The sequence below is a fragment of the Ramlibacter sp. genome, assembly GCA_019635435.1.
In the GTDB taxonomy this organism is placed as follows: domain Bacteria; phylum Pseudomonadota; class Gammaproteobacteria; order Burkholderiales; family Burkholderiaceae_C; genus JAHBZM01.
This window is the reverse complement of record JAHBZM010000001.1, coordinates 975941-995135: the sequence shown is the minus strand read 5'-3', so window position 1 is coordinate 995135 and position 19195 is coordinate 975941. Positions and strand designations below refer to the sequence as shown.

The 19195-nt window shown below is 68.8% G+C and carries 17 protein-coding genes and 1 pseudogene; 7 read left to right on the top strand and 11 right to left on the bottom strand.

The window, feature by feature from the left end; translation table 11 throughout:
• Positions 1-17: 17 nt before the first annotated feature.
• Positions 18-923, bottom strand: coding sequence for a 16S rRNA (cytidine(1402)-2'-O)-methyltransferase (gene rsmI, locus KF796_04730; GenBank protein MBX3585928.1), 906 nt, complete (start codon positions 921-923; stop codon positions 18-20).
• Here rsmI and KF796_04725 point away from each other — a divergent pair.
• Genes KF796_04725 through KF796_04715 form a run of 3 tightly spaced genes read left to right on the top strand, consistent with a single transcriptional unit; the run spans position 923 to position 2604 of the window.
• Entirely contained in the window at positions 923-1309 is a 387-nt protein-coding gene (locus tag KF796_04725) for a YraN family protein (protein MBX3585927.1), read from the top strand. The genes rsmI and KF796_04725 overlap by 1 nt on opposite strands.
• Before the next feature lie 45 nt (positions 1310-1354).
• Positions 1355-1954, top strand: coding sequence for a phosphoheptose isomerase (locus KF796_04720; protein ID MBX3585926.1), 600 nt, complete (start codon positions 1355-1357; stop codon positions 1952-1954).
• Positions 1951-2604: a BON domain-containing protein gene (locus KF796_04715; GenBank protein ID MBX3585925.1), complete on the top strand. Its 654-nt coding sequence runs from the start codon at positions 1951-1953 to the stop codon at positions 2602-2604. Before KF796_04720 ends, KF796_04715 begins: the two co-directional genes overlap by 4 nt.
• Before the next feature lie 80 nt (positions 2605-2684).
• Here KF796_04715 and KF796_04710 read toward each other — a convergent pair whose 3' ends face one another.
• The 4 genes and pseudogenes from KF796_04710 to KF796_04695 all read right to left on the bottom strand — a co-directional run bounded on the left by KF796_04710 (position 2685) and on the right by KF796_04695 (position 4592).
• Positions 2685-3587, bottom strand: coding sequence for an NAD(P)-dependent oxidoreductase (locus tag KF796_04710; GenBank protein ID MBX3585924.1), 903 nt, complete (start codon positions 3585-3587; stop codon positions 2685-2687).
• A 44-nt stretch (positions 3588-3631) separates the two neighbouring features.
• On the bottom strand, positions 3632-4012 hold the full coding sequence (locus tag KF796_04705) for a tautomerase family protein (GenBank protein ID MBX3585923.1): 381 nt from the start codon (positions 4010-4012) through the stop codon (positions 3632-3634).
• 29 nt (positions 4013-4041) lie between these two features.
• A pseudogene (locus KF796_04700) lies at positions 4042-4137 on the bottom strand (lactoylglutathione lyase).
• Between the two features lie 35 nt (positions 4138-4172).
• A complete protein-coding gene (locus KF796_04695) occupies positions 4173-4592 on the bottom strand; it encodes a hypothetical protein (protein ID MBX3585922.1) in 420 nt (139 codons plus the stop codon).
• Between the two features lie 130 nt (positions 4593-4722).
• Here KF796_04695 and KF796_04690 point away from each other — a divergent pair, with 130 nt between their 5' ends.
• Positions 4723-5646: a LysR family transcriptional regulator gene (locus KF796_04690; GenBank protein MBX3585921.1), complete on the top strand. Its 924-nt coding sequence runs from the start codon at positions 4723-4725 to the stop codon at positions 5644-5646.
• A gap of 6 nt (positions 5647-5652) precedes the next feature.
• Here KF796_04690 and KF796_04685 read toward each other — a convergent pair whose 3' ends face one another.
• Together KF796_04685 and KF796_04680 are read right to left on the bottom strand one after the other, a co-directional pair.
• The gene (locus KF796_04685) at positions 5653-6789 is read right to left on the bottom strand and encodes a PilT/PilU family type 4a pilus ATPase (protein ID MBX3585920.1); all 1137 of its coding nucleotides are present in this window, start codon (positions 6787-6789) and stop codon (positions 5653-5655) included.
• 115 nt (positions 6790-6904) lie between these two features.
• The gene (locus KF796_04680) at positions 6905-7948 is read right to left on the bottom strand and encodes a type IV pilus twitching motility protein PilT (protein MBX3585919.1); all 1044 of its coding nucleotides are present in this window, start codon (positions 7946-7948) and stop codon (positions 6905-6907) included.
• A gap of 36 nt (positions 7949-7984) precedes the next feature.
• On the opposite strand from KF796_04680, the gene KF796_04675 reads away from it, so the two are divergent.
• Positions 7985-8680 (top strand): YggS family pyridoxal phosphate-dependent enzyme, encoded by a 696-nt coding sequence (locus KF796_04675; protein ID MBX3585918.1) that lies wholly within the window; start codon positions 7985-7987, stop codon positions 8678-8680.
• Between the two features lie 9 nt (positions 8681-8689).
• On the opposite strand, the gene KF796_04670 is transcribed toward KF796_04675, so the two are convergent.
• Positions 8690-9256, bottom strand: coding sequence for a DUF3617 domain-containing protein (locus tag KF796_04670; protein MBX3585917.1), 567 nt, complete (start codon positions 9254-9256; stop codon positions 8690-8692).
• A 47-nt stretch (positions 9257-9303) separates the two neighbouring features.
• Positions 9304-9780 (bottom strand): Lrp/AsnC ligand binding domain-containing protein, encoded by a 477-nt coding sequence (locus tag KF796_04665; GenBank protein ID MBX3585916.1) that lies wholly within the window; start codon positions 9778-9780, stop codon positions 9304-9306.
• A gap of 99 nt (positions 9781-9879) precedes the next feature.
• Between KF796_04665 and KF796_04660 the strand changes: the two genes are divergently transcribed.
• Positions 9880-12939: an L-glutamate gamma-semialdehyde dehydrogenase gene (locus KF796_04660; GenBank protein ID MBX3585915.1), complete on the top strand. Its 3060-nt coding sequence runs from the start codon at positions 9880-9882 to the stop codon at positions 12937-12939.
• Here KF796_04660 and KF796_04655 read toward each other — a convergent pair.
• The gene (locus KF796_04655; protein ID MBX3585914.1) at positions 12936-16250 is read right to left on the bottom strand and encodes a response regulator; all 3315 of its coding nucleotides are present in this window, start codon (positions 16248-16250) and stop codon (positions 12936-12938) included. The genes KF796_04660 and KF796_04655 overlap by 4 nt on opposite strands.
• Positions 16251-16371: 121 nt before the next feature.
• Positions 16372-17376 (bottom strand): asparaginase, encoded by a 1005-nt coding sequence (locus KF796_04650; protein MBX3585913.1) that lies wholly within the window; start codon positions 17374-17376, stop codon positions 16372-16374.
• Between the two features lie 81 nt (positions 17377-17457).
• On the opposite strand from KF796_04650, the gene KF796_04645 reads away from it, so the two are divergent.
• Positions 17458-19167 carry a hypothetical protein gene (locus KF796_04645; GenBank protein ID MBX3585912.1) on the top strand — a complete coding sequence of 570 codons (1710 nt, stop codon included), beginning with the start codon at positions 17458-17460 and terminating at the stop codon, positions 19165-19167.
• Positions 19168-19195: the final 28 nt, after the last annotated feature.

Sequence of the window (19195 nt, the reverse complement as noted above, 5' to 3'; positions counted from 1 at the left end):
ACCCCGCGCGCCCCGCCTCAGCCGGCGGCCTTGAGGCGCAGGGCCGCCTCATACAGCGTGTTGCGCGGCGCACCCGTGATGTCGGCCGCGAGTTTCACGGCACCTTTCAGCGGCAGTTCCTTCAACAGCAGGGACAGCACCCGCAGGCTGTCGTCCGCCGCCTCCACCGGCACTGCCGCATGCAGGACCAGCACGAACTCGCCGCGTCCGTGTTGCGGATCGGCCGCCAGCCAGTCCGCCAGGCCGGCGCTGGGCAGCGTGGCCACCTGCTCGAACTGCTTGGTGATTTCGCGCGCCACCGTCACGGGACGCTCACCGAGCCCGGCCAGGGACCGGGCCAGGGCCTCGATGCGGTGGGGCGCCTCGAGCAGCACCACCGTGCGCGCCTCCTGCGCCAGCGCACGCACCGCCTCGTCACGCTCGCCGGCCTTGGCTGGCAGGAAGCCCGCAAACACAAAGGCGCCATCGCCGGCCACGCTGCCGGCCACGCTGAGCGCCGACGTGATGCTGCTGGCCCCGGGCAAAGGCAGGGCGCGCAGGCCTGCCGCGTGCACCGCGGCCACCAGCCGGGCGCCCGGGTCGCTCACGGCGGGTGTGCCGGCGTCGCTGGCGTAGGCCACGCGCTGGCCGGCGCGCAGGCGCTCGATGACGCCATGGGCCGCCTCCGATTCGTTGTGCTGGTGAACCGCCAGCAACTGGCCCGAAGTCTTGTCGATGCCATAGGCGCGCAGCAGCGCCTGGGTGTGCCGGGTGTCCTCGCAGGCCACGGCATCGGCCAGCTGCAGCACATGCAGGGCCCGCAGGCTGATGTCGGCCAGGTTGCCGATGGGCGTGGCCACCACATAGAGGGCGCCCTGCGGATAATGCTGGGACGCCGCCGCCTCGCGCGCGGCACCCAGGGCAGAAGCAAAAGAAGCGCTCAATGGATTTCCTCAAAACCGGTCCCACCACCAAACAGCGCGGCGACGCCGCCGAAGACCGCGCGCTGGCGCACCTGCAGGCCGCGGGCTTGCGGCTGGTGACGCGCAATTATCGGACCCCGGGGCGCGGCGGCGGCGAGATCGACCTGGTGATGCGCGAGCGCGACGGCACCCTGGTGTTTGTCGAGGTGCGCCAGCGCACCCGCAGCTCGCATGGCGGCGCGGGCGCCAGCATCAGCGGCGTCAAGCAGCGGCGCATCATTTTCGCGGCGCGCCACTACCTGCAGCGCCTGGCCAGCCCGCCGCCCTGCCGCTTTGACGCGGTGCTGCTGGACGCGGGCGGCATCGAGTGGCTGCGGGCGGCCTTTGACGCGTCGGGGAATTCCTGATGTCCTACACCTGCCCGCAACAGCCGGGGGGTATCATCGCCAGCCATGCTCGAGCAACGCATCCAACAACATTTCATTGACAGCGCCGACCTCAAATACCAGGCGGCGCAGGCCCTCAGCAAACCGATCGCCTCCGCGGTGCAGGCCATCCTGGCCTGCGTGACCAGCGGGGGCAAGGTGCTGGCCTGCGGCAATGGCGGCTCGGCCGCCGACGCCCAGCATTTCTCGGCTGAATTCGTGGGCCGGTTCGAGCGCGAGCGGCCCGAGCTGGGCGCGATCGCGCTGACCACCGACAGCTCCATCCTCACGGCCATTGCCAACGACTACGACTACAACGCGATCTTCGCCAAGCAGGTGCGGGCGCTGGGCCAGGCCGGCGACGTGCTGCTGGCGCTGTCCACCAGCGGCAACTCGGCCAATGTGCTGGCCGCCATCACGGCCGCGCACGAGCGCGAAATGACCGTGGTGGCGCTGACCGGACGCGGCGGCGGCAAGACCGGCCAGGCGCTGCGCGAGACCGACGTGCACATCTGCGTGCCGCACGAGCGCACGGCCCGCATTCAGGAAGTCCACATCCTCGCGCTGCACTGCATCTGCGATGGCGTGGACACCCAACTTCTCGGAGAACAGGAAACCCCGACATGAAACTGAACACCGCAAGACTGCTGTCGTCCCTCCTGGCGGCCGCGGCCCTGACGGCCTCGCTGAGCGCCTGTGCCCCGCTGCTGTTCGGCGGCGCGGCCGTGGGCACCCTGGTGGCCACCGACCGCCGGACCTCGGGCGCCCAGCTGGAGGATGAGGGCATCGAGCTGCGCGCCGCCAGCCGCCTGCGCGACGCCCTGGGCGAGCGCGGCCACGTCAACGTGACCAGCTACAACCGCCAGGTGCTGCTGACCGGCGAGGTGCCGTCCGAGCAGGCCAAGCAGCTCGTGGAGCAGACGGTGAGCCGCGTGGAGAACGTGCGCGCCATCGTCAACGAGCTGGGCGTGATGGGCAACTCCACGCTGGGCCAGCGCTCGTCGGACGTGCTGGTCACGGGCAAGGTCAAGGCCTCGCTGGTCGACGCGCGCGACCTGTACGCCAATGCCTTCAAGGTGGTCACCGAACGCGGCACCACCTTCCTCATGGGCCGGGTCACCCAGCGCGAGGCCGACCGCGCCACCGCGATCACCCGCACCGTGGGCGGCGTGCAGCGCGTGGTGCGGATCCTGGAAATCATCAGCGAGGAAGAGCTGCAACGCATGCTGCCCCAGCCTTCGCAGCCGGCCGCCGCGGCCAGCGCGCCTAAAAACTGAGCCCAATCAGGCTGTAGTCCAGGCCCCGCGGGCGTGGTTTGCTATCAATCCGGTAGCAATCCACGCCTTTTTTACGGCCCCTACTTGAGCCGGCGGATCAGGCTGGAAGTGTCCCAGCGCTGGCCGCCGAGCGCCTGCACGTCGGCATAGAACTGGTCCACCAGCGCCGTGACGGGCACCCGGGCGCCGTTGCGCTTGGCCTCGTCCAGCACCAGCCCGAGGTCCTTGCGCATCCAGTCCACGGCGAAGCCGAACTCGAACTGGTCGGCAATCATGGTCTTGCCACGATTGTCCATCTGCCAGCTCTGGGCCGCGCCCTTGCCGATCACCTCCAGCACCTGGGTCATGTCCAGCCCGGCCTTTTGCCCGAAGGCAATGGCCTCGCTCAGGCCCTGCACCAGGCCTGCAATGGCGATCTGGTTGACCATCTTGGCCAGCTGGCCGGCGCCACTGTCGCCCAGCCGCGTGAAGGCCCGCGCAAAAGCCATGCCGGTGGGCTTGACCGCGTCAAACGCCGCGGTGTCGCCGCCGCACATCACGGTCAGCAAGCCATTCTGGGCGCCCGCCTGGCCGCCGGAGACCGGGGCATCGACGAAATGCAGGCCCAGCTGGCGCGCCGCCGCGTGAAGCTCGCGCGCCACATTGGCCGAGGCCGTGGTGTGGTCCACCAGCACCGCGCCCGGTTTCATGCCGGCCAGCGCGCCGTCCGCGCCCAGCACCACGGAACGCAGGTCGTCGTCATTGCCGACGCAGCAGAACACGATGTCGGCCCCGGCGGCCGCCTCGCGCGGCGTGGGCGCAGCCCGGCCGCCAAACTCGGCCACCCATGCTTCGGCCTTGGCGGCGCTGCGGTTGTACACCGTGACCGAGTGGCCGGCCTTGGCCAGGTGACCCGCCATGGGGAAACCCATGACACCAAGGCCCACAAAGGCGACGGTCTGGGATTGGATGGGTTCGTAGGTCCGGGCGTTGATGGAAGACATGGGCACTTTCAGGTTGACGGGGCAAGGCTGCAAATTTTAGGCCGCTAGAGCGCGTACTGCGCCAGCCCGTTGCCGAAAGACCAGTTCTCGCGCGCTGACTCCACGAGGTTGATGACCACGTCGGCCGGCTCGAGTCCGCCGTGGCGGGCCACATCGGCGGCAATGCGCGCATACAGCGCCTTCTTCATGTCCAGGCTGCGGCCCGGGGCGCAGGTGATCTGCACGAATGCCACGGAGTCGCCATGCCGCACGCCCAGGAATTCCGGCGTGCACACCAGTTCGCCGGCGGCGCGCGGGGTGATGGTCTGGAACCGGTCGTCCGGCGGCACGTTGAAGGTCTGCACCATCGCCTGGTGGACGGCGTCGGAGACGGCGGCCGCACGGGGCATCACGGCGGCGGGAAGGTCAATTCGAACGAGAGGCATGGTGGGTTCCTTGAAAGTAGAGGGGCCGTTCAGGCGCCCGGTTGCTGGATCAGTTCGATGGCATGGCCATCGGGGTCATGGACAAAGGCAATCACTTCGCTGGCATCGTGCTTCATGGGCCCGGCCGGCATCCACGGGCAACTGTGTCATGCCGGGCACCTCAGGCCGCCGCCGCGATGGCCGAGCCCAGCGCCTCATTGGTCCAGGCCTTGCCGCCGATGCCCCAGGTACCGTCCACCGCGTAGGTGACGTTGACGAAGGTGCGCTCGCGCGGGTGCCCGCCCGCCTGGCAGTCGTCCACGATGTCGGTCACGGCCCACACAAAGGCGTCCTTCACCGACTGGTCGGGAAAGGTCAGTGCGGGCACCTTGGCCTCGATCACCGCCAGCGATTGCGCACGGCCCCCGGCATAGCTGGTGCCCGCGGGGTAGGTCTGCACATGGCCGATCACGGCCGGCGTCATGAAGCTGTTGCCGGCAAGCCCGTGGACCTGCAGCAGGGCATCGGCAATTCGCTTGAAAATGGTTTGTTCACCCTGGGGAGTGAGCAGGCCCTCGGAAAGTTGGACCAGAAGTGGCATCGGTAGGGTTCCTTTGAATGGATGGAAATTGCCGCCCGCAGGCGACAGACGGACTGTGCCCCGCGGGCCGGCGCAGCGAAACCCGGCAGCGGGCACAATGGCTGTGCAGATTCCGCACAAGCAGGCCCCCATGGACCAACTGACCCTTGACGATTTCGCCCTGTTCGCGCGCGTGGCGGCGCTGCAGTCGCTCTCGGCGGCCGCGCGCGAGCGCAACGTGTCGGCCAGCCAGGTGTCGCGGGCGCTGGCCCGCATCGAAGCCGGCGCTGGTGCACAGCTGGCCCACCGCACCACGCATGGGCTGTCACTCACCGACGATGGCGAGCTGTTCCTGGAGCACTCCCAGCGCATCCTGCGCGAGCACCAGCAGTTGCAGGACAGCCTGGGCGGCCGCCGGGGCACGGTGAGCGGCACGGTCCACATCGGGGTCAGCCAGCTGCTGGCCCAGCACGTGCTGATCCCGCACCTGGCCAGCCTGCGCCTGAAGCACCCGCAACTGCAGGTGAACCTGCATGTGGATGACCGGCTGGTCGGCATGGCCGACGAAGGCCTGGACATCGCGGTGCGCGCCGGCATCCCGCCACCCGACACGGTGATTGCCCGGCCCCTGGGCAGCCACGGCCGCGCCCTGTACGCGGCGCCGGCCTACCTGCGCCGCCATGGCACGCCGCGCACCCCCCACGATCTGAAGGACCACACGCTGATCGGCAACACGGCGTCGCCCAGCCACAACCGCTGGACCTTTGAGGTGGAGGGCGCGCCGCTCACGCTCACGGTGGCGGCGCCGCTGCGGGTCAACAGCAGCGCGGCCGTGGTGTCGCTGGCGCTCGCGGGCGCCGGCATCGCCCGCATCAATGACGTGCTGGGCCGCCAGCTGGTGGAACAGGGTCTGCTCAAGCCGGTGCTCGCGCGCCACGGCGTGCCGGGCGAGCACCCGATCTACGCGGCCATCCTGGCGGAGCGCCACCGCGCCACCCGAATCCGCGCCACCATGGACTACCTGCAGACCTGCTTCGCGGCCTTCATGAAGCCGCGCGCGCCGGCCGGCGGCTGACGGCGCCTAGACGATGGCCAGCGACTCGGTGCCCGCGGCCAGGTCCTGCGACTTGGCGCGCTGGCTGTTGAGCTTGATCTGCAGGCGCAGGTCGTTGACCGAGTCGGCGTTGCGCAAGGCGTCCTCGTAGCTGATGACGTTGCTTTCGTAAGCGTCAAACAGCGCCTGGTCAAAGGTCTGCATGCCCAGGTTGCGGCTTTTCTTCATGATCTCCTTGATCTCGGACACTTCGCCCTTGAAGATCATGTCGGAGATCAGCGGTGAGTTGAGCATGATCTCCACGGCCGCCGAGCGGCCCTTGCCGTCCTGCTTGGGCACCAGGCGCTGCGAGATCATGGCCTTGAGGTTGAGCGACAGGTCCATCAGCAGCTGCGCGCGCCGCTCCTCGGGGAAGAAATTGATCACGCGGTCCAGCGCCTGGTTGGCGCTGTTGGCGTGCAGCGTGGCCAGGCACAGGTGACCGGTCTCGGCGAACGCGATCGCATGCTCCATGGTCTCGCGGTCGCGGATTTCGCCCATCAGGATCACATCGGGCGCCTGGCGCAGCGTGTTCTTGAGCGCGGCCTCCCAGCTGTCGGTGTCCAGCCCCACTTCGCGCTGCGTGACCACGCAGTTCTTGTGCGGGTGAACAAACTCCACCGGGTCCTCGATGGTGATGATGTGGCCATACGACTGTTCATTGCGCCAGTCCACCATGGCGGCCAGCGTGGTCGACTTGCCCGAGCCGGTGGAGCCCACCAGGATGGTCAGCCCGCGCTTGGACATCACCACTTCCTTGAGCACCTGGGGCACGCCCAGGCCGTCGATGGTCGGCAGCACCTGCGGGATCACCCGCAGCACCATGCCCACCTTGCCCTGCTGCACAAACGCGTTGACGCGAAACCGCCCCACGCCGGGCGGCGAGATCGCGAAGTTGCACTCCTTGGTGCGTTCAAATTCCGCGGCCTGCTTGTCGTTCATGATCGAACGGGCCAGCGACAGCGTGTGCGCGCCGGTCAGCGGCTGCGGCGATACCTTGGTGACCTTGCCGTCGACCTTCATGGCCGGCGGAAAGTCGCCAGTGATGAACAGGTCGCTGCCATTGCGGCTGACCATCAGCCGCAGCAGGTCGTTGATGAATTTTGTGGCCTGGTCGCGCTCCATGAGCAGCTCCTTTCAAATGCAATGGCGGGCTGAGTCGCCGCCGTGCCGCCCCAGGGCGACTGCTGCCTCCCCGGGAGGCAGCGCGGTACACGGCGCGACGATCATGGGAGTCATTTCAGCCCGGGAAATTCTCCGGTATCTTGGCCTTGCTGCGCGCCTCGCCAGGACTGATCATGTTGCGCTTCACGAGGTCCGACAGGTTCTGGTCCAGCGTCTGCATGCCGAAACTGTTGCCGGTCTGGATGGCCGAGTACATCTGCGCCACCTTGGCCTCGCGGATCAGGTTGCGGATGGCGCTGGTGCCCAGCATGATCTCGTGGGCCGCGACGCGGCCCGAGCCGTCCTTGGTCTTGCACAGCGTCTGCGAGATCACGGCCTGCAGCGACTCCGACAGCATGGCCCGCACCATTTCCTTTTCCTCGGCCGGGAACACGTCGATGATCCGGTCAATCGTCTTGGCCGCGCTGGAGGTGTGCAGCGTGCCGAACACCAGGTGGCCCGTTTCGGCCGCGGTCATGGCCAGGCGGATGGTTTCAAGGTCGCGCATTTCGCCCACCAGGATGGCGTCCGGGTCTTCGCGCAGCGCCGACTTCAGGGCCGCCGCGAAGCTCAGCGTCATGGGTCCGACCTCGCGCTGGTTGATCAGGCATTTCTTGGACTCGTGGACGAACTCGATCGGGTCTTCCACCGTGAGGATGTGGCCGTATTCGGTTTCATTGAGGTAGTTGATCATGGCCGCCAGCGTGGTGGACTTGCCCGAACCCGTGGGCCCGGTCACCAGCACCATGCCGCGCGGCTTGAGCGCGAGGTCGCCAAAAATCTTGGGCGCGTTGAGCTGCTCCAGCGTGAGGATCTTGGACGGAATGGTCCGGAACACGGCGCCGGCGCCGCGGTTCTGGTTGAAGGCATTGACCCGGAAGCGCGCCAGGCCATCGATCTCGAACGAGAAGTCGACCTCGAGGAATTCCTCGTACTGCTTGCGCTGGGTGTCGTTCATGATGTCGTACACCATGCCGTGCACCGCCTTGTGGTCCAGCGGATCGACGTTGATGCGGCGCACGTCGCCATGCACGCGGATCATGGGCGGCAAGCCGGCGGAAAGGTGCAGGTCGGAGGCCTTGTTCTTGACGCTGAACGCCAGCAGCTGAGTAATATCCACAGATCCCTCTGAGTGTTTTGATACGCTTGGACGATTATGACCACGATTGGCGCCAACCTCCAGAGTGTTCGTACCCTCATGGCCACGGCCTGCGAGACGGCTGGCCGCAGCGTGGAGGATGTCACGCTGCTGGCCGTGTCCAAGACCTTCGGGCCCGAGGCCGTGCGCGAGGCCCATGCAGCCGGGCAGACCGCTTTTGGCGAGAACTACATCCAGGAGGCCGTGGAAAAAATGGCCCTGCTGGTCGACCTGCCTTTGACCTGGCACTGCATCGGCCCGATCCAGAGCAACAAGACCCGGCTGGTGGCCGCGCATTTCGACTGGGCCCACACCGTGGACCGCCTCAAGATCGCGCAGCGCCTGAGCGAGCAGCGGCCCGAGGGGCTGGCCCCGCTGCAGGTCTGCATCCAGGTGAATATCGATGGCGGCGCCACCAAGGCCGGCGTGGCCCCGGCCGAGGCCCTGGCGCTGGCCCGTGAGGTGATGGCGCTGCCGCGCCTGCGGCTGCGCGGGCTGATGACCATTCCCGAGCCGGCCCCCGACCATGCCGCGCAGCGGGCCGTGCACGAGAAGGCGCGCGCGCTGTTCGACCGCCTGTGCGCCGAGGGGCTGCCACTGGACACGCTGTCGATGGGCATGACGGCCGACCTGCAGGCCGCCATCGAAGCCGGCAGCACGCTGGTGCGCGTGGGCACGGCCATCTTCGGCGGGCGCCACTACGCGGCGCGCTGACCGCGCCGCTTATTTCTTCGGCGGCAGGATGGGCGGCTTCACGCTGCCGCAATCGGCGCCCAGCCACTTGCCGCTCGCGTCCATGGTGGTGGTGACGGACTTGCCCTTGTGCAGGGTCTGCATGGTCATCTTCATGTCGTAGGCCGAGTCACTGCGGATGTTGACACGGCCCTCGCCGCTGGACGGCGGCTGGGTGCAGACAAACTTGATGTCCATGCCCGACGCCGACTGGTTGCTGACCGTGTTGGTACAGTCGCCCTTGTCCTGCACCGGCATCTGCTTGCGCTCGACCATCTCTTTGGTCATGCAGGTCTTGACCACCATGGCGCCGCCGGCCCCCGTGCCCATGCTGACGCCCTGCTTGGCCATCATGTCCTGCATCATCTTGCGCTGCTCGGGCGGCATGCTGGCCAGCTGCTTCTGCATCTGGGCCATGGCCTGCTCCATCTCGGGGTTGCCGCCCATCTTGTTGGTGATTTCCCAGAGGCCGGGCTTGATGGTCTGGGCCGATGCCAGGCCGCAGGCCGTGGCCAGCAGGACAGCCGCCAGGGCGGAGTGAATGCGCTTGGGGGTCATGAAAGGCTCCTTGTTTTCGATGCCGCATTGTGCGGCGCATCGGCGGCTCAAAGCAGCTTCAATTGTGTGGAATTTTTCACTTCTTCCATCACCGCATAGGTTCGCGTCTCGCGCACGCCGGGCAGTTGCCACAGCACGGTGCCGGCAAAGTGGCGGTAGGCCGTCATGTCGGCCATGCGGGTCTTGAGCAGGTAGTCAAAGCCACCGGCCACCATGTGGCACTCCATGATTTCGGAATGCACCTGCACGGCGGCCTTGAAGGCGTCGAACACATTGGGCGTGGTGCGGTCCAGCAGCACCTCCACGAACACCATCATCCCGGCGCCCAGCTTGAGCGGGTTCAGCCGCGCCTCGTAGCCCAGCACATAGTCGTCGCGCGTGAGGCGCTGCACCCGCGCCAGCACCGCCGTGGGCGACAGCGCCACGGCCTCGGCCAGCTTGAGGTTGGAGATGCGCCCGTCCTGCTGAAGGACATTCAGGATTTTCAGGTCTATCCGGTCCAGACCCACCAGTGATTCGCTCATGTGTAGTGATTTATCCAGTTTATGACGCAAATTTAGCGTGAAATTCATCATTGCTCAAGACATCATCCAGCAAATCACCACCACCCATCGGAATTCACCGTGAACAGCCCTCAGCGCCTGCCCTTTCCCTACCGCCTTGAGGCGGACATCGTGACCCAGCGGCTGCAGTCGCTGGACCGCGCCCTGGACTGGGCCGCCGCCGCGCAGGTGGCCAGGCCCTGGGTGCAGGCCGTGCGCAAAAACCCGCCGCCGTTCTGGGCCATGGAAAGCCTGCTCAAGGAATACCCGATCTCCAGCGCCGAGGGGCTGGCCCTGATGCGCCTGGCCGAGGCCCTGCTGCGCGTGCCCGACGCAGAGACCGCCATTGCCCTCACGGCCGACCAGCTCGGCCACGCCGACTTCGACAACAGCCCCGACTCCGCGCTGGCGCGCCTGTCGTCCAGCGCCATTGCGCTGTCCAAGAAATTCCTGCCCGGGTCACCGGATGCCGCGCCGGGGGGCCAGGGGCCGGGGCTGCTGGGCAAGCTGGGCGCGCGCACCGTGGTGGCCGCCACCCTGCGCGCCGTGCAGCTGCTGGGCCGCCAGTTCGTGCTGGGCCAGTCGATCGACGAGGCCATGGACGAAGCGCGCGCGGCGCGGCGGCGCAACGCCAACCTGCGCTTCAGCTACGACATGCTGGGCGAGGGCGCCCGCACCGACGCCGATGCGCAGCGCTACCTCGCCAGCTACGCCGGCGCGATCCAGGCCATTGCGGCCACCGCCTCGCGCGAGGACGCCACCGACCACAACGACGGCATCTCGATCAAGCTCAGCGCCCTGCACCCGCGCTATGAAGACGCCCAGCATGCGCGCGTGCTGGCCGAGCTGGTGCCGCGCGTGTGGACGCTGTGCGAGCTGGCGGCCCGCGCCAACATCAACCTGACCATCGATGCCGAGGAGGTTGACCGGCTGGAGTTGTCACTGGCCGTGTTCGAGGCGCTGGCCGCGCAGGTGGCACAGCACCATCCGCAGTGGGCCGGCTTTGGCCTCGCGCTGCAGTCCTACCAGACCCGGGCGCTGGAGCTGATTGCCCACGTGGCGGCCATCGCGCGCCGGCACCGGCTGCGCCTGATGTGCCGGCTGGTCAAGGGTGCCTACTGGGACGCCGAGATCAAGCGCGCCCAGGAGCTGGGCCTGCCGGGCTATCCGGTATTCACCCACAAGCACCACACCGACGTGAGCTACCTGGCCTGCGCGCGCGCGCTGCTGGAGGCCAGCGACGTGATCTATCCGCAGTTCGCCACCCACAACGCGGGCACCATTGCCGCGATCCTGCAGATGGGCGCGCGCATCTTTGGCCCCCACGGGACGGCGCCCCTGCCCCCCGAGGGGGCTCAACCTGGCCCGGGGCGGCCCGGCGCCAGGTTGGGCAGCCGCTTCGAATTGCAGCGCCTGCATGGCATGGGCGAAGGCATTTACCGCGAGGTGCTCAAGAACCCGCTGGTGAGCTGCCGCGTCTACGCGCCCGTGGGCAAACACCGCGACCTGCTGGCCTACCTGGTGCGCCGGCTGCTGGAAAACGGCGCCAACTCCTCGTTTGTGCACCAGCTCGCCGACGAATCCGTGGGCATGGACGAGCTGCTGATCTCGCCGCTGCGGCTGGACCCGGCGGCTGCCTTGCCGCTGCCGGTGGACCTGTACGGCCCGGCCCGCGCCAACAGCGCGGGGCTGGACCTCACGGTGCCCAGCGCGCGCGCGCCGCTGCTGCAGGCCGCGGCGGGCCTGGTGGTGCCCGCGGTGCCGCTGGCCGATGCGGCCCAGGCCGCGGCCGCCGCCGCGCGCGCCCATGCGGCATTTCCCGCCTGGAGCCGCACCCCGGTGGCCCGGCGCGCCGCGCTGCTGCGCCAGGCCGCCGATGCGCTGGAGGCGCAGATGCCGCGCTTTTGCGCCCTGCTGGTCAAGGAAGCCTTCAAGACCTGGGGCGACACCGTGGCCGAGGTGCGCGAGGCGGTGGACTTCCTGCGCTATTACGCCAACGAGGCCGAGCGCATCATGCAGCCCACGCCCCTGCCCGGACCCACGGGCGAGAGCAATGAACTGCGGCTCACCGCGCGCGGCACCTGGGTCTGCATCAGCCCCTGGAACTTCCCGCTGGCCATCTTCGTGGGCCAGGTGGCGGCCGCGCTGGCCACCGGCAACACGGTGCTGGCCAAGCCCGCCGAGCAGACGCCGGCCGTGGCGCTGGAAGCCGTCAAGCTGCTGCACGCCGCCGGCGTGCCGGCCGACGCACTGCAACTGCTGCACGGCCCGGGCGAGACCGTGGGCGCCGCGCTGGTGGCCCAGCCGCGCATCGCCGGCGTGGTGTTCACCGGCTCCACCCAGGTGGCCAGGATCATCCAGCGCGCGCTGGCGGCCAAGGACGGCCCCATCGTGCCGCTGATCGCCGAGACCGGCGGCATCAACGCCATGCTGGTGGACAGCACGGCCCTGCCCGAGCAGGTGGCCGATGCCGTGGTGCAAAGCGCCTTCCGCTCGGCCGGACAGCGCTGCTCGGCACTGCGCCTGCTGTGCGTGCACGAGGGCATTGCCGACGGCGTGATCGAGATGATCGAGGGCGCGGCGCGCGAACTGGTCACCGGCGACCCGGCCGACCTGGCCACCGACGTGGGCCCGGTGATCGACCGCGAGGCCTTCGACGGCATCAGCCGCCACCTGCAGCGCCTGCATTCAGAGGCAAAAGCGCTGGTAGTCCAGGACCCGTGGGCACAGGGAGCTATGCATTTCATAGCGCCGCAGGCCTTCGAGGTTGCCCGGATCGCCGACGTCCAACAGGAAATCTTCGGCCCGGTGCTGCACATCGTGCGCTGGCGTGGCGACCCGCAGGCCGTGATCGACGAGATCAATGCGCTGGGCTACGGCCTCACGCTGGGCATCCAGACCCGCATCGACAGCCGGGCCCAGGCGCTGGCGGCCCGCGCCCATGTGGGCAATGTCTATGTCAACCGCAACATGATCGGCGCCGTGGTCGGCGTGCAGCCCTTCGGCGGCGAGGGCCTGAGCGGCACCGGCCCCAAGGCCGGCGGCCCGCACTACCTGTACCGCTTCTGCGCCGAGCAGACCCTGACCATCAACACCACGGCCGCGGGCGGCAACGTCGCGCTGCTGGCCAGGGACGCCTAAGGCAGCTGCGTCTCAAGCGCTTCCACCAGTTCGTCCAGGGGTCCCTGCAGCGCGCTCAGGCGGCGCTGCACCTCGGTGGGCGGCTGGTATTGCCGCAGTGCATTTTCAAGGTCGCCTGCCAGTTGCTGGACCTGCACCGCGCCGATGTTGCCGGCCACGGCGCGCGCCGTGTGGGCCAGGCGCTCGGCCCCCGCCGGATCGCCCGCCGCGAGCGCGGCCTGGATCCGCACCGCCAGGTCGCCATGGCCTTCGCAGAAGCGCCGCAGCATGGCCAGGTACAGCGGCGGCTTGCCCGACATGCGTGACAGGCCCAGCGCGGTGTCCAGCCCCGGAATGTCCCGGGCCAGCAACGGGCCGGGCGCGGCTCCACCGGCCGCCGGCTCGCCAGCCTGCGGCGCCCGCGCCGGGATCCAGCGCAGCAGGGCCGCCCACAGCAGTTGCGGGTCGATGGGCTTGATGACGGCATCGTTCATGCCGGCATCCAGGCAACGCTGGCGGTCCTGCTCCATGGCGTTGGCGGTCATCGCAATGATGGGCAGCTGCCGCAGCCTCTGGATCTTGCGGATCTCGCGGGTCGCGGCCAGCCCGTCCATGACGGGCATCTGCATGTCCATGAAGACCAGGTCGTAGTCGCCCTGCCGGACTTTGTCCAGGGCGATCTGCCCGTTATCCGCGACCTCCACCACCATGCCCGCGTCCTGGAGCATCTCCTGCGCCACCATCTGGTTGATGTCGTTGTCCTCGACCAGCAGGATGCGCGCATGGCGCAGCGCCGCCATGGCCTGCGGATCGGCGTCCAGCAGCGGCATCGGCGCGCTCTGCCCGGCTTCGTCGGCAGCGTCGCGGGGCGCGGCCAGCACCTGCATGGTGGTGTCGAACAGCAGCGAGGGGCTCACGGGCTTGACCAGCACGTCGTCGATGCCGATCGAGGCCGCCTCGCGCAGCATGTCATCGCGGCTGAAGGCCGAGACCATCAGCAGCACCGGCGATGAGGGCAGGCCCAGCGCGCGGATGCGGCGCGCCGTGGCCATGCCGTCCAGCCCCGGCATGCGCCAGTCCAGGTAGACGATGTCGTAGGGCCGGCCCTGAACGGCCGCCTCCCGGACCTGGTCCACCGCCGCGAAGCCCGATTCGGCCTCGGACACCTCGAAGGTCATGCCGCGCAGCATGTCGGCCACGGCGGCGCGCGCGTCCACGCTGTCATCGACCACCAGCGCGCGGCAGCCGCGCAGATCGGGGTTGGGCAGCAGGGCGCGCGGGCTCGTGGCACCGATGCCCAGCCGCGCCGTGAACCAGAAGGTGCTGCCCTGGCCCAGCTCGCTGTGCACCCCCACCTCGCCGCCCATGAGCTGTGCCAGCTTCTTGCTGATGGCCAGCCCCAGGCCCGTGCCCCCGAAGCGGCGCGTGGTGGAGGCATCGGCCTGCGTGAAGCTCTGGAACAGGCGGCCCATCTGCTCCTCGCTCAGGCCGATGCCGGTGTCGTGCACTCGGAACTCCAGCAGCACGTCGTCGGCGTTGCGCTCGCGCTGCCTCACCGAGACATGGATTTCGCCCTGGCTGGTGAACTTGACCGCGTTGTTGACGAAGTTCAGCAGGACCTGGCCCAGCCGAAGCGAGTCACCGACCAGCCGGGGCGGCACCTGCGGGTCCACCGCGAGCACCAGTTCCAGGCCCTTGCCTTCGCAGTCGGCATTGACCAGGCTGATCGTGGTGTTGAGCAGCTTCTCGATCCCGAACTCCGCGGTCTCCAGGTCCAGCTTGCCGGCCTCGACCTTGGAGAAGTCCAGGATGTCGTTGATCAGGCCCAGCAGGTGCTTGCCGGCGCCCCGGATCTTGACCAGGTAGTCGCGCTGGCGCGGCGTGAGGCCGGTCTTGAGCGCCAGATGCGACAGCCCGATGATGGCGTTCATCGGTGTGCGGATTTCGTGGCTCATGTTGGCCAGGAAGTCGGACTTGGACTGCGTGGCCGCCTCGGCCAGGTCGCGCGCCTGGCGGATCTCTTCCTCCTGCTGCTTGCGCTGCGTGATGTCACGCGAGATGCCGAGCAGGCCAATCAGGGTGCCATTCTGGTCCCGCAGCGGCGAGGTCAGGGTTTCGTACTGGACCCGGCGGCCATCGGGATGGACGATCAGTTCCTCGGTCTTCTGGTTCGCAAGCGAGCTCAGCGTGAGCTGGTCGCGCCGGCGGATGGCCTCGACCCGCTCCGGCGGAAAAATCTCCTCGATGGTACGACCCTTGATCTCGGCGGCCGGGCGCCCGACGCGACTCGCATGCGCCTCGTTGCTGCCCAGGAAGCGCTCCTGCAGGTCGCGGAAGAAGATCGGATCCGGAATGGAGTTGATCAGCGACAGCAGCAGCGCCTGCTGGCGCCGGGTTTCGGTTTCGGCAATTTTCTGCTCGGTGATGTCCTTGATCCAGACCACGAACACGGCCTTACCGTCGTGCTCGGTCAGGCAGATCGTGACCTCCACGTCGCGATGCGTCCCGTCCTTGCGCTTGTGCTGGCTCTCGAACACGCAGCGGCCGCCCTGCGCGGTTTCCTCCACCACCTTGCGCTGCTGCTCCTGCGTCAGCGCCACGTCAAAGCCGCGCGTGCGCATGCGCAGCAGCTCATCCCGGTCGTAGCCCAGGTGCGCGCACATGGCGGGGTTGGCATAGGTGATGGCCCCGGACTCGCGCTCGATCCAGAACATGGGCCCGGCGTTGTCCAGCACCCGCCCGTTGAAGATCATCTCCTCCTCGTGGCGAACCCCCTCGGTCATGTCGCGGTAGATGATCACGCTGCCCACGCGCTGGCCACGCAGCCAGTAAGGCTGGGCATGGCGGCGCAGGATCCGTCCGTCGTTGAGTTCCAGCAGCGAGATCTGCTCGTTGTCGGGACAGGCTTCCATCTGCGCCGCGAGCGCCCGCAGTTGCTCGGGGTCACGGAGCTGGGCCGCATTGAACTCGAGCAGGGAGCTCGCCGTGATGCTGCTGATCTGGTCTTCCGGCAGGCCCCAGATCTCGGCCAGCCGGCGGTTGAAGAAGATCTCGCCATTGCCCTGCATGGTGAGGATCCCGTCGCTGACCGAATCCACCGTGGACATCAGCAGCTCATGGGCACGCTGCATTTTCTGCGACGCCTGCTCGCGGGTTTCCAGCTGGGCGGCGAGGTACTCGTTCAGTGCGCGCAACTTCTGGGCCTCATGCTCACTGGCCGTGCGCCGGGCCTCGGCACGGGCCAGGCAGGTGCGCAGGTAACCCACTTCGTCCTCATGCAGGAGGAAATGGGGGCCCGCCCTGACAGGACGTTCAGTGTCAACTAGGTTCATGGCAGCGCTCCTCGAAACGTTACCAAATGAAACCACGATGCGAGCACCTATCGATTAAGGGCTTTGCTTAATCCCTTTGAGGCAAATCCCTGCGCAAACAGGTCGCAGCGCCGGCCGCGATTCAGGCCCCGGTGCCGAGCCTGAACACCGGCCGGCGTTCGCCCACCTTCACCCGCCGGATGCTCAGGATCTCCGCCGCGCGCCAGGGCGCAAGTTCGCTGCGCTGCGCGTCATCCAGCCAGCCCAGCTGCTCCAGCACCTCGACCGTGGCCGCGTACAGCGCGGGCTTGTTGCCGTCGCTGATCTTCAGGGCCAGGGCCTCGCCGCGCTCGCGGCTCGCCACCACCTGAACGCCTTCGGCACCGACCTTGGTGACCCAGTCGCCGCGGCCCGCGCGCATCAGGGCCTGGTCGCTGCGCGCGGTCCCGCTGACCAGTTCGGGGCAGGTCGACATGGCGGTGGCGAGCTGCTCGAAGCTCTCGCCCAGTTCGGCGTCGCGCGCGCCGGTGGCCAGCCGCGCGTAGCTGCGGGCCAGCGCCGCCAGCGGCATGGCGTAGTTGGGCGCCGAGCAGCCGTCGATACCCAGCCGCAGTTCATCGGGCGCCAGACCGGCCGCGCGGGCCACGTCGCGGCGGATGGCCTGCTGCAGCGGGTGGCCGGGCTCGCAGTAACTGTCCAGCGGCAGGCCGTGCTGCACGCAGTACGCGAGAAAACCCGTGTGCTTGCCGCTGCAGTTGTGGTGGCGCTCGTCAAACGCGGCGGGCGCGGGCCCGACCCCATGCTCCACAAAGTAGGGCACATGGCAGCCGCAGCGCAGTTGCCGGTGGTTCAGGCCGGCCTTGTCCAGCATGCCCTGCACATTCGCAACGTGCAGGGGCTCGCCGCTGTGGCTCGCGCACAGCAGGGCCACCTGCTCGCGGCTGAAGCCGAAATGCCGGGGCCCGCCCGCCTCCATGAAGGGCAGAGCCTGCAGGGCCTTGAGGGTGGACCGCGTGAAGGTCAGGCGCTGCGGGTCGCCCGCGCTGGCCAGCAGCCGGCCTTGCGCATTGACCACGGCCACCGCGCCGAAGTGCAGGTTCTCGGGGGTCGCGCCGCGGGTGGTTTCAATCAGGGGAATCAGGCTCATGCGGCATTGTGCCGGGCGGGCCATGCCCCCGAATCCCTAGAATGAGCGCTGGACCTGCATCGCGACCTGCCCTGACTTTCAATGACCCTGCCGCGACTGGCCTGCTGGCTGCTTATCGCCTGCGCCCTTCCCTGGGGCGCGTCCCGGGTCGCCGCCCAGGATCAAGATCCCTCCGCCACGATGGCGCCGGCCAGCGCCATCGTGGCCCTGCGCCGCTGGACGCCGCCCGCGGACGAGGATGATCTGGCCCCCGCGGTGGCGGCGCTGGACCAGGTCGCGCCCGAGCCCGCCGGGTCGCTGCGCTTCCATGCCGCCGCACGGCAGCCGGTCTGGTATGCGCTGGACCTTTCGGGCGCCGCCAGCACTGAGCCCCTGGTGCTGGAACTGACCCACCCCTCGGTGCGCTGGGCCGACCTGTACCTGACCCGCTCCGGCCGCGAGATGCTGCACCTGCACCGTGACCGCGAAACGCTGAAACCCGAGCAGTACGAAAACCACGTGCGCTTCCGCGCCACGTTTGTGCTGCCGGCCTCGGCGCAGCCGCGCACGGTCTACCTGCGGCTGGCCTCCACCGTGAATGTGCACGGCGAATTGCGCCTGCAGCCCCAGGCCACCTGGGCCCGCCGCACCGGCTGGCAGCTGGGCGCCATGGGTCTGTGCTTTGCCGCCGCGGCGGGCGCGGCGCTGTTTGCGCTGGCCCGCGCGCTGGCGCTGCGCAGCGCTGCCTATGGCCTGTATTGCGCGCTGACCCTGGCCATTGGCCTGAGCGGCATCGTCATCACCGGCTTTGGCGAGGGCTGGGTCTGGCCGGGCCTGGCGCCCTGGCGCGGCGAAATGGCGGCGGCGCTGTCGTGCGTGGCCAGCGGGCTGGCACTGCTGCTGGCGCGGCAGGCCTTTGCGCTGGAGGTGCGGGCGCCGCGCTTCTCACGGGCCCTGTGGTGGCTGGGCCTGGCCTGCCCGATCGCCGGCATCGTCGGCGTGGTGTTGCCGCTTCAGCTCCAGCAATGGATTTCGCACGCCTGCGCCGTCACCGCCATGGTGATGGGGCTGGGCAGCTTCTGGCTGGCCTGGCGCACCGCCAACCGGGTGGCCTTCTGGCTGCTGGTGGGTTACACGCCCGTGGTGCTAGGCGTGGCACTGGTCACGCTGGGCATTGCCGGCGTGCTGCCCTTTGCCCCCTGGCTGCTGCTGGCCATGCCGCTGGGCGGCGCGCTGGAGATCCCGTTCAACCTCTACGGCCTGCACCTGCTGCAACAGCGCCGGGCGGTGGTGCAGCGCAGCCTGGCCGATCTGGGCCGGCTGAGCCGGCTGGCGGGGGAGCCGCGCGCGGGCATGCTGAGCCGCCTGGCGCACGGGCCGGAGGTGGTCGCCGAACTGCCGCCCGTTTTCACGCTCATGCTGCTGCGCTTTGATGGCCTCGCGCCCGGCACCCCGACGCTGCGCGAGCTGGACGCCGTGTGCGTGGAGCGGTACCTGCACGCCACCATGTCGGCGACCGTGCGCCCCGACAACCAGGTCGGGCGCTGGACGTTCAACGAGATCGTGGTGCGCCACGCCTGGCGCCGCTCGGAAGCCGGCATCAGCGACTTCGTCACCACCGTGTTCGCGCAGGCGCTGCGCTGCGAGCGATTCGACATCCCCGCGCGCAGCACCCTCCTGCGTGTGGCCAGCGCCCAGGTCGACGGCAAGAGGCTGACGGTGGAGGACGCGCTGGCCCGGCTGACGGCGGCGCTGGATGATCCGGCCCGGGCGCGCCAGCGCCGCATCGACCTCGATCTGTCACGCCCATGACGACGGCGGCAGCCGGGCCGATTCACAA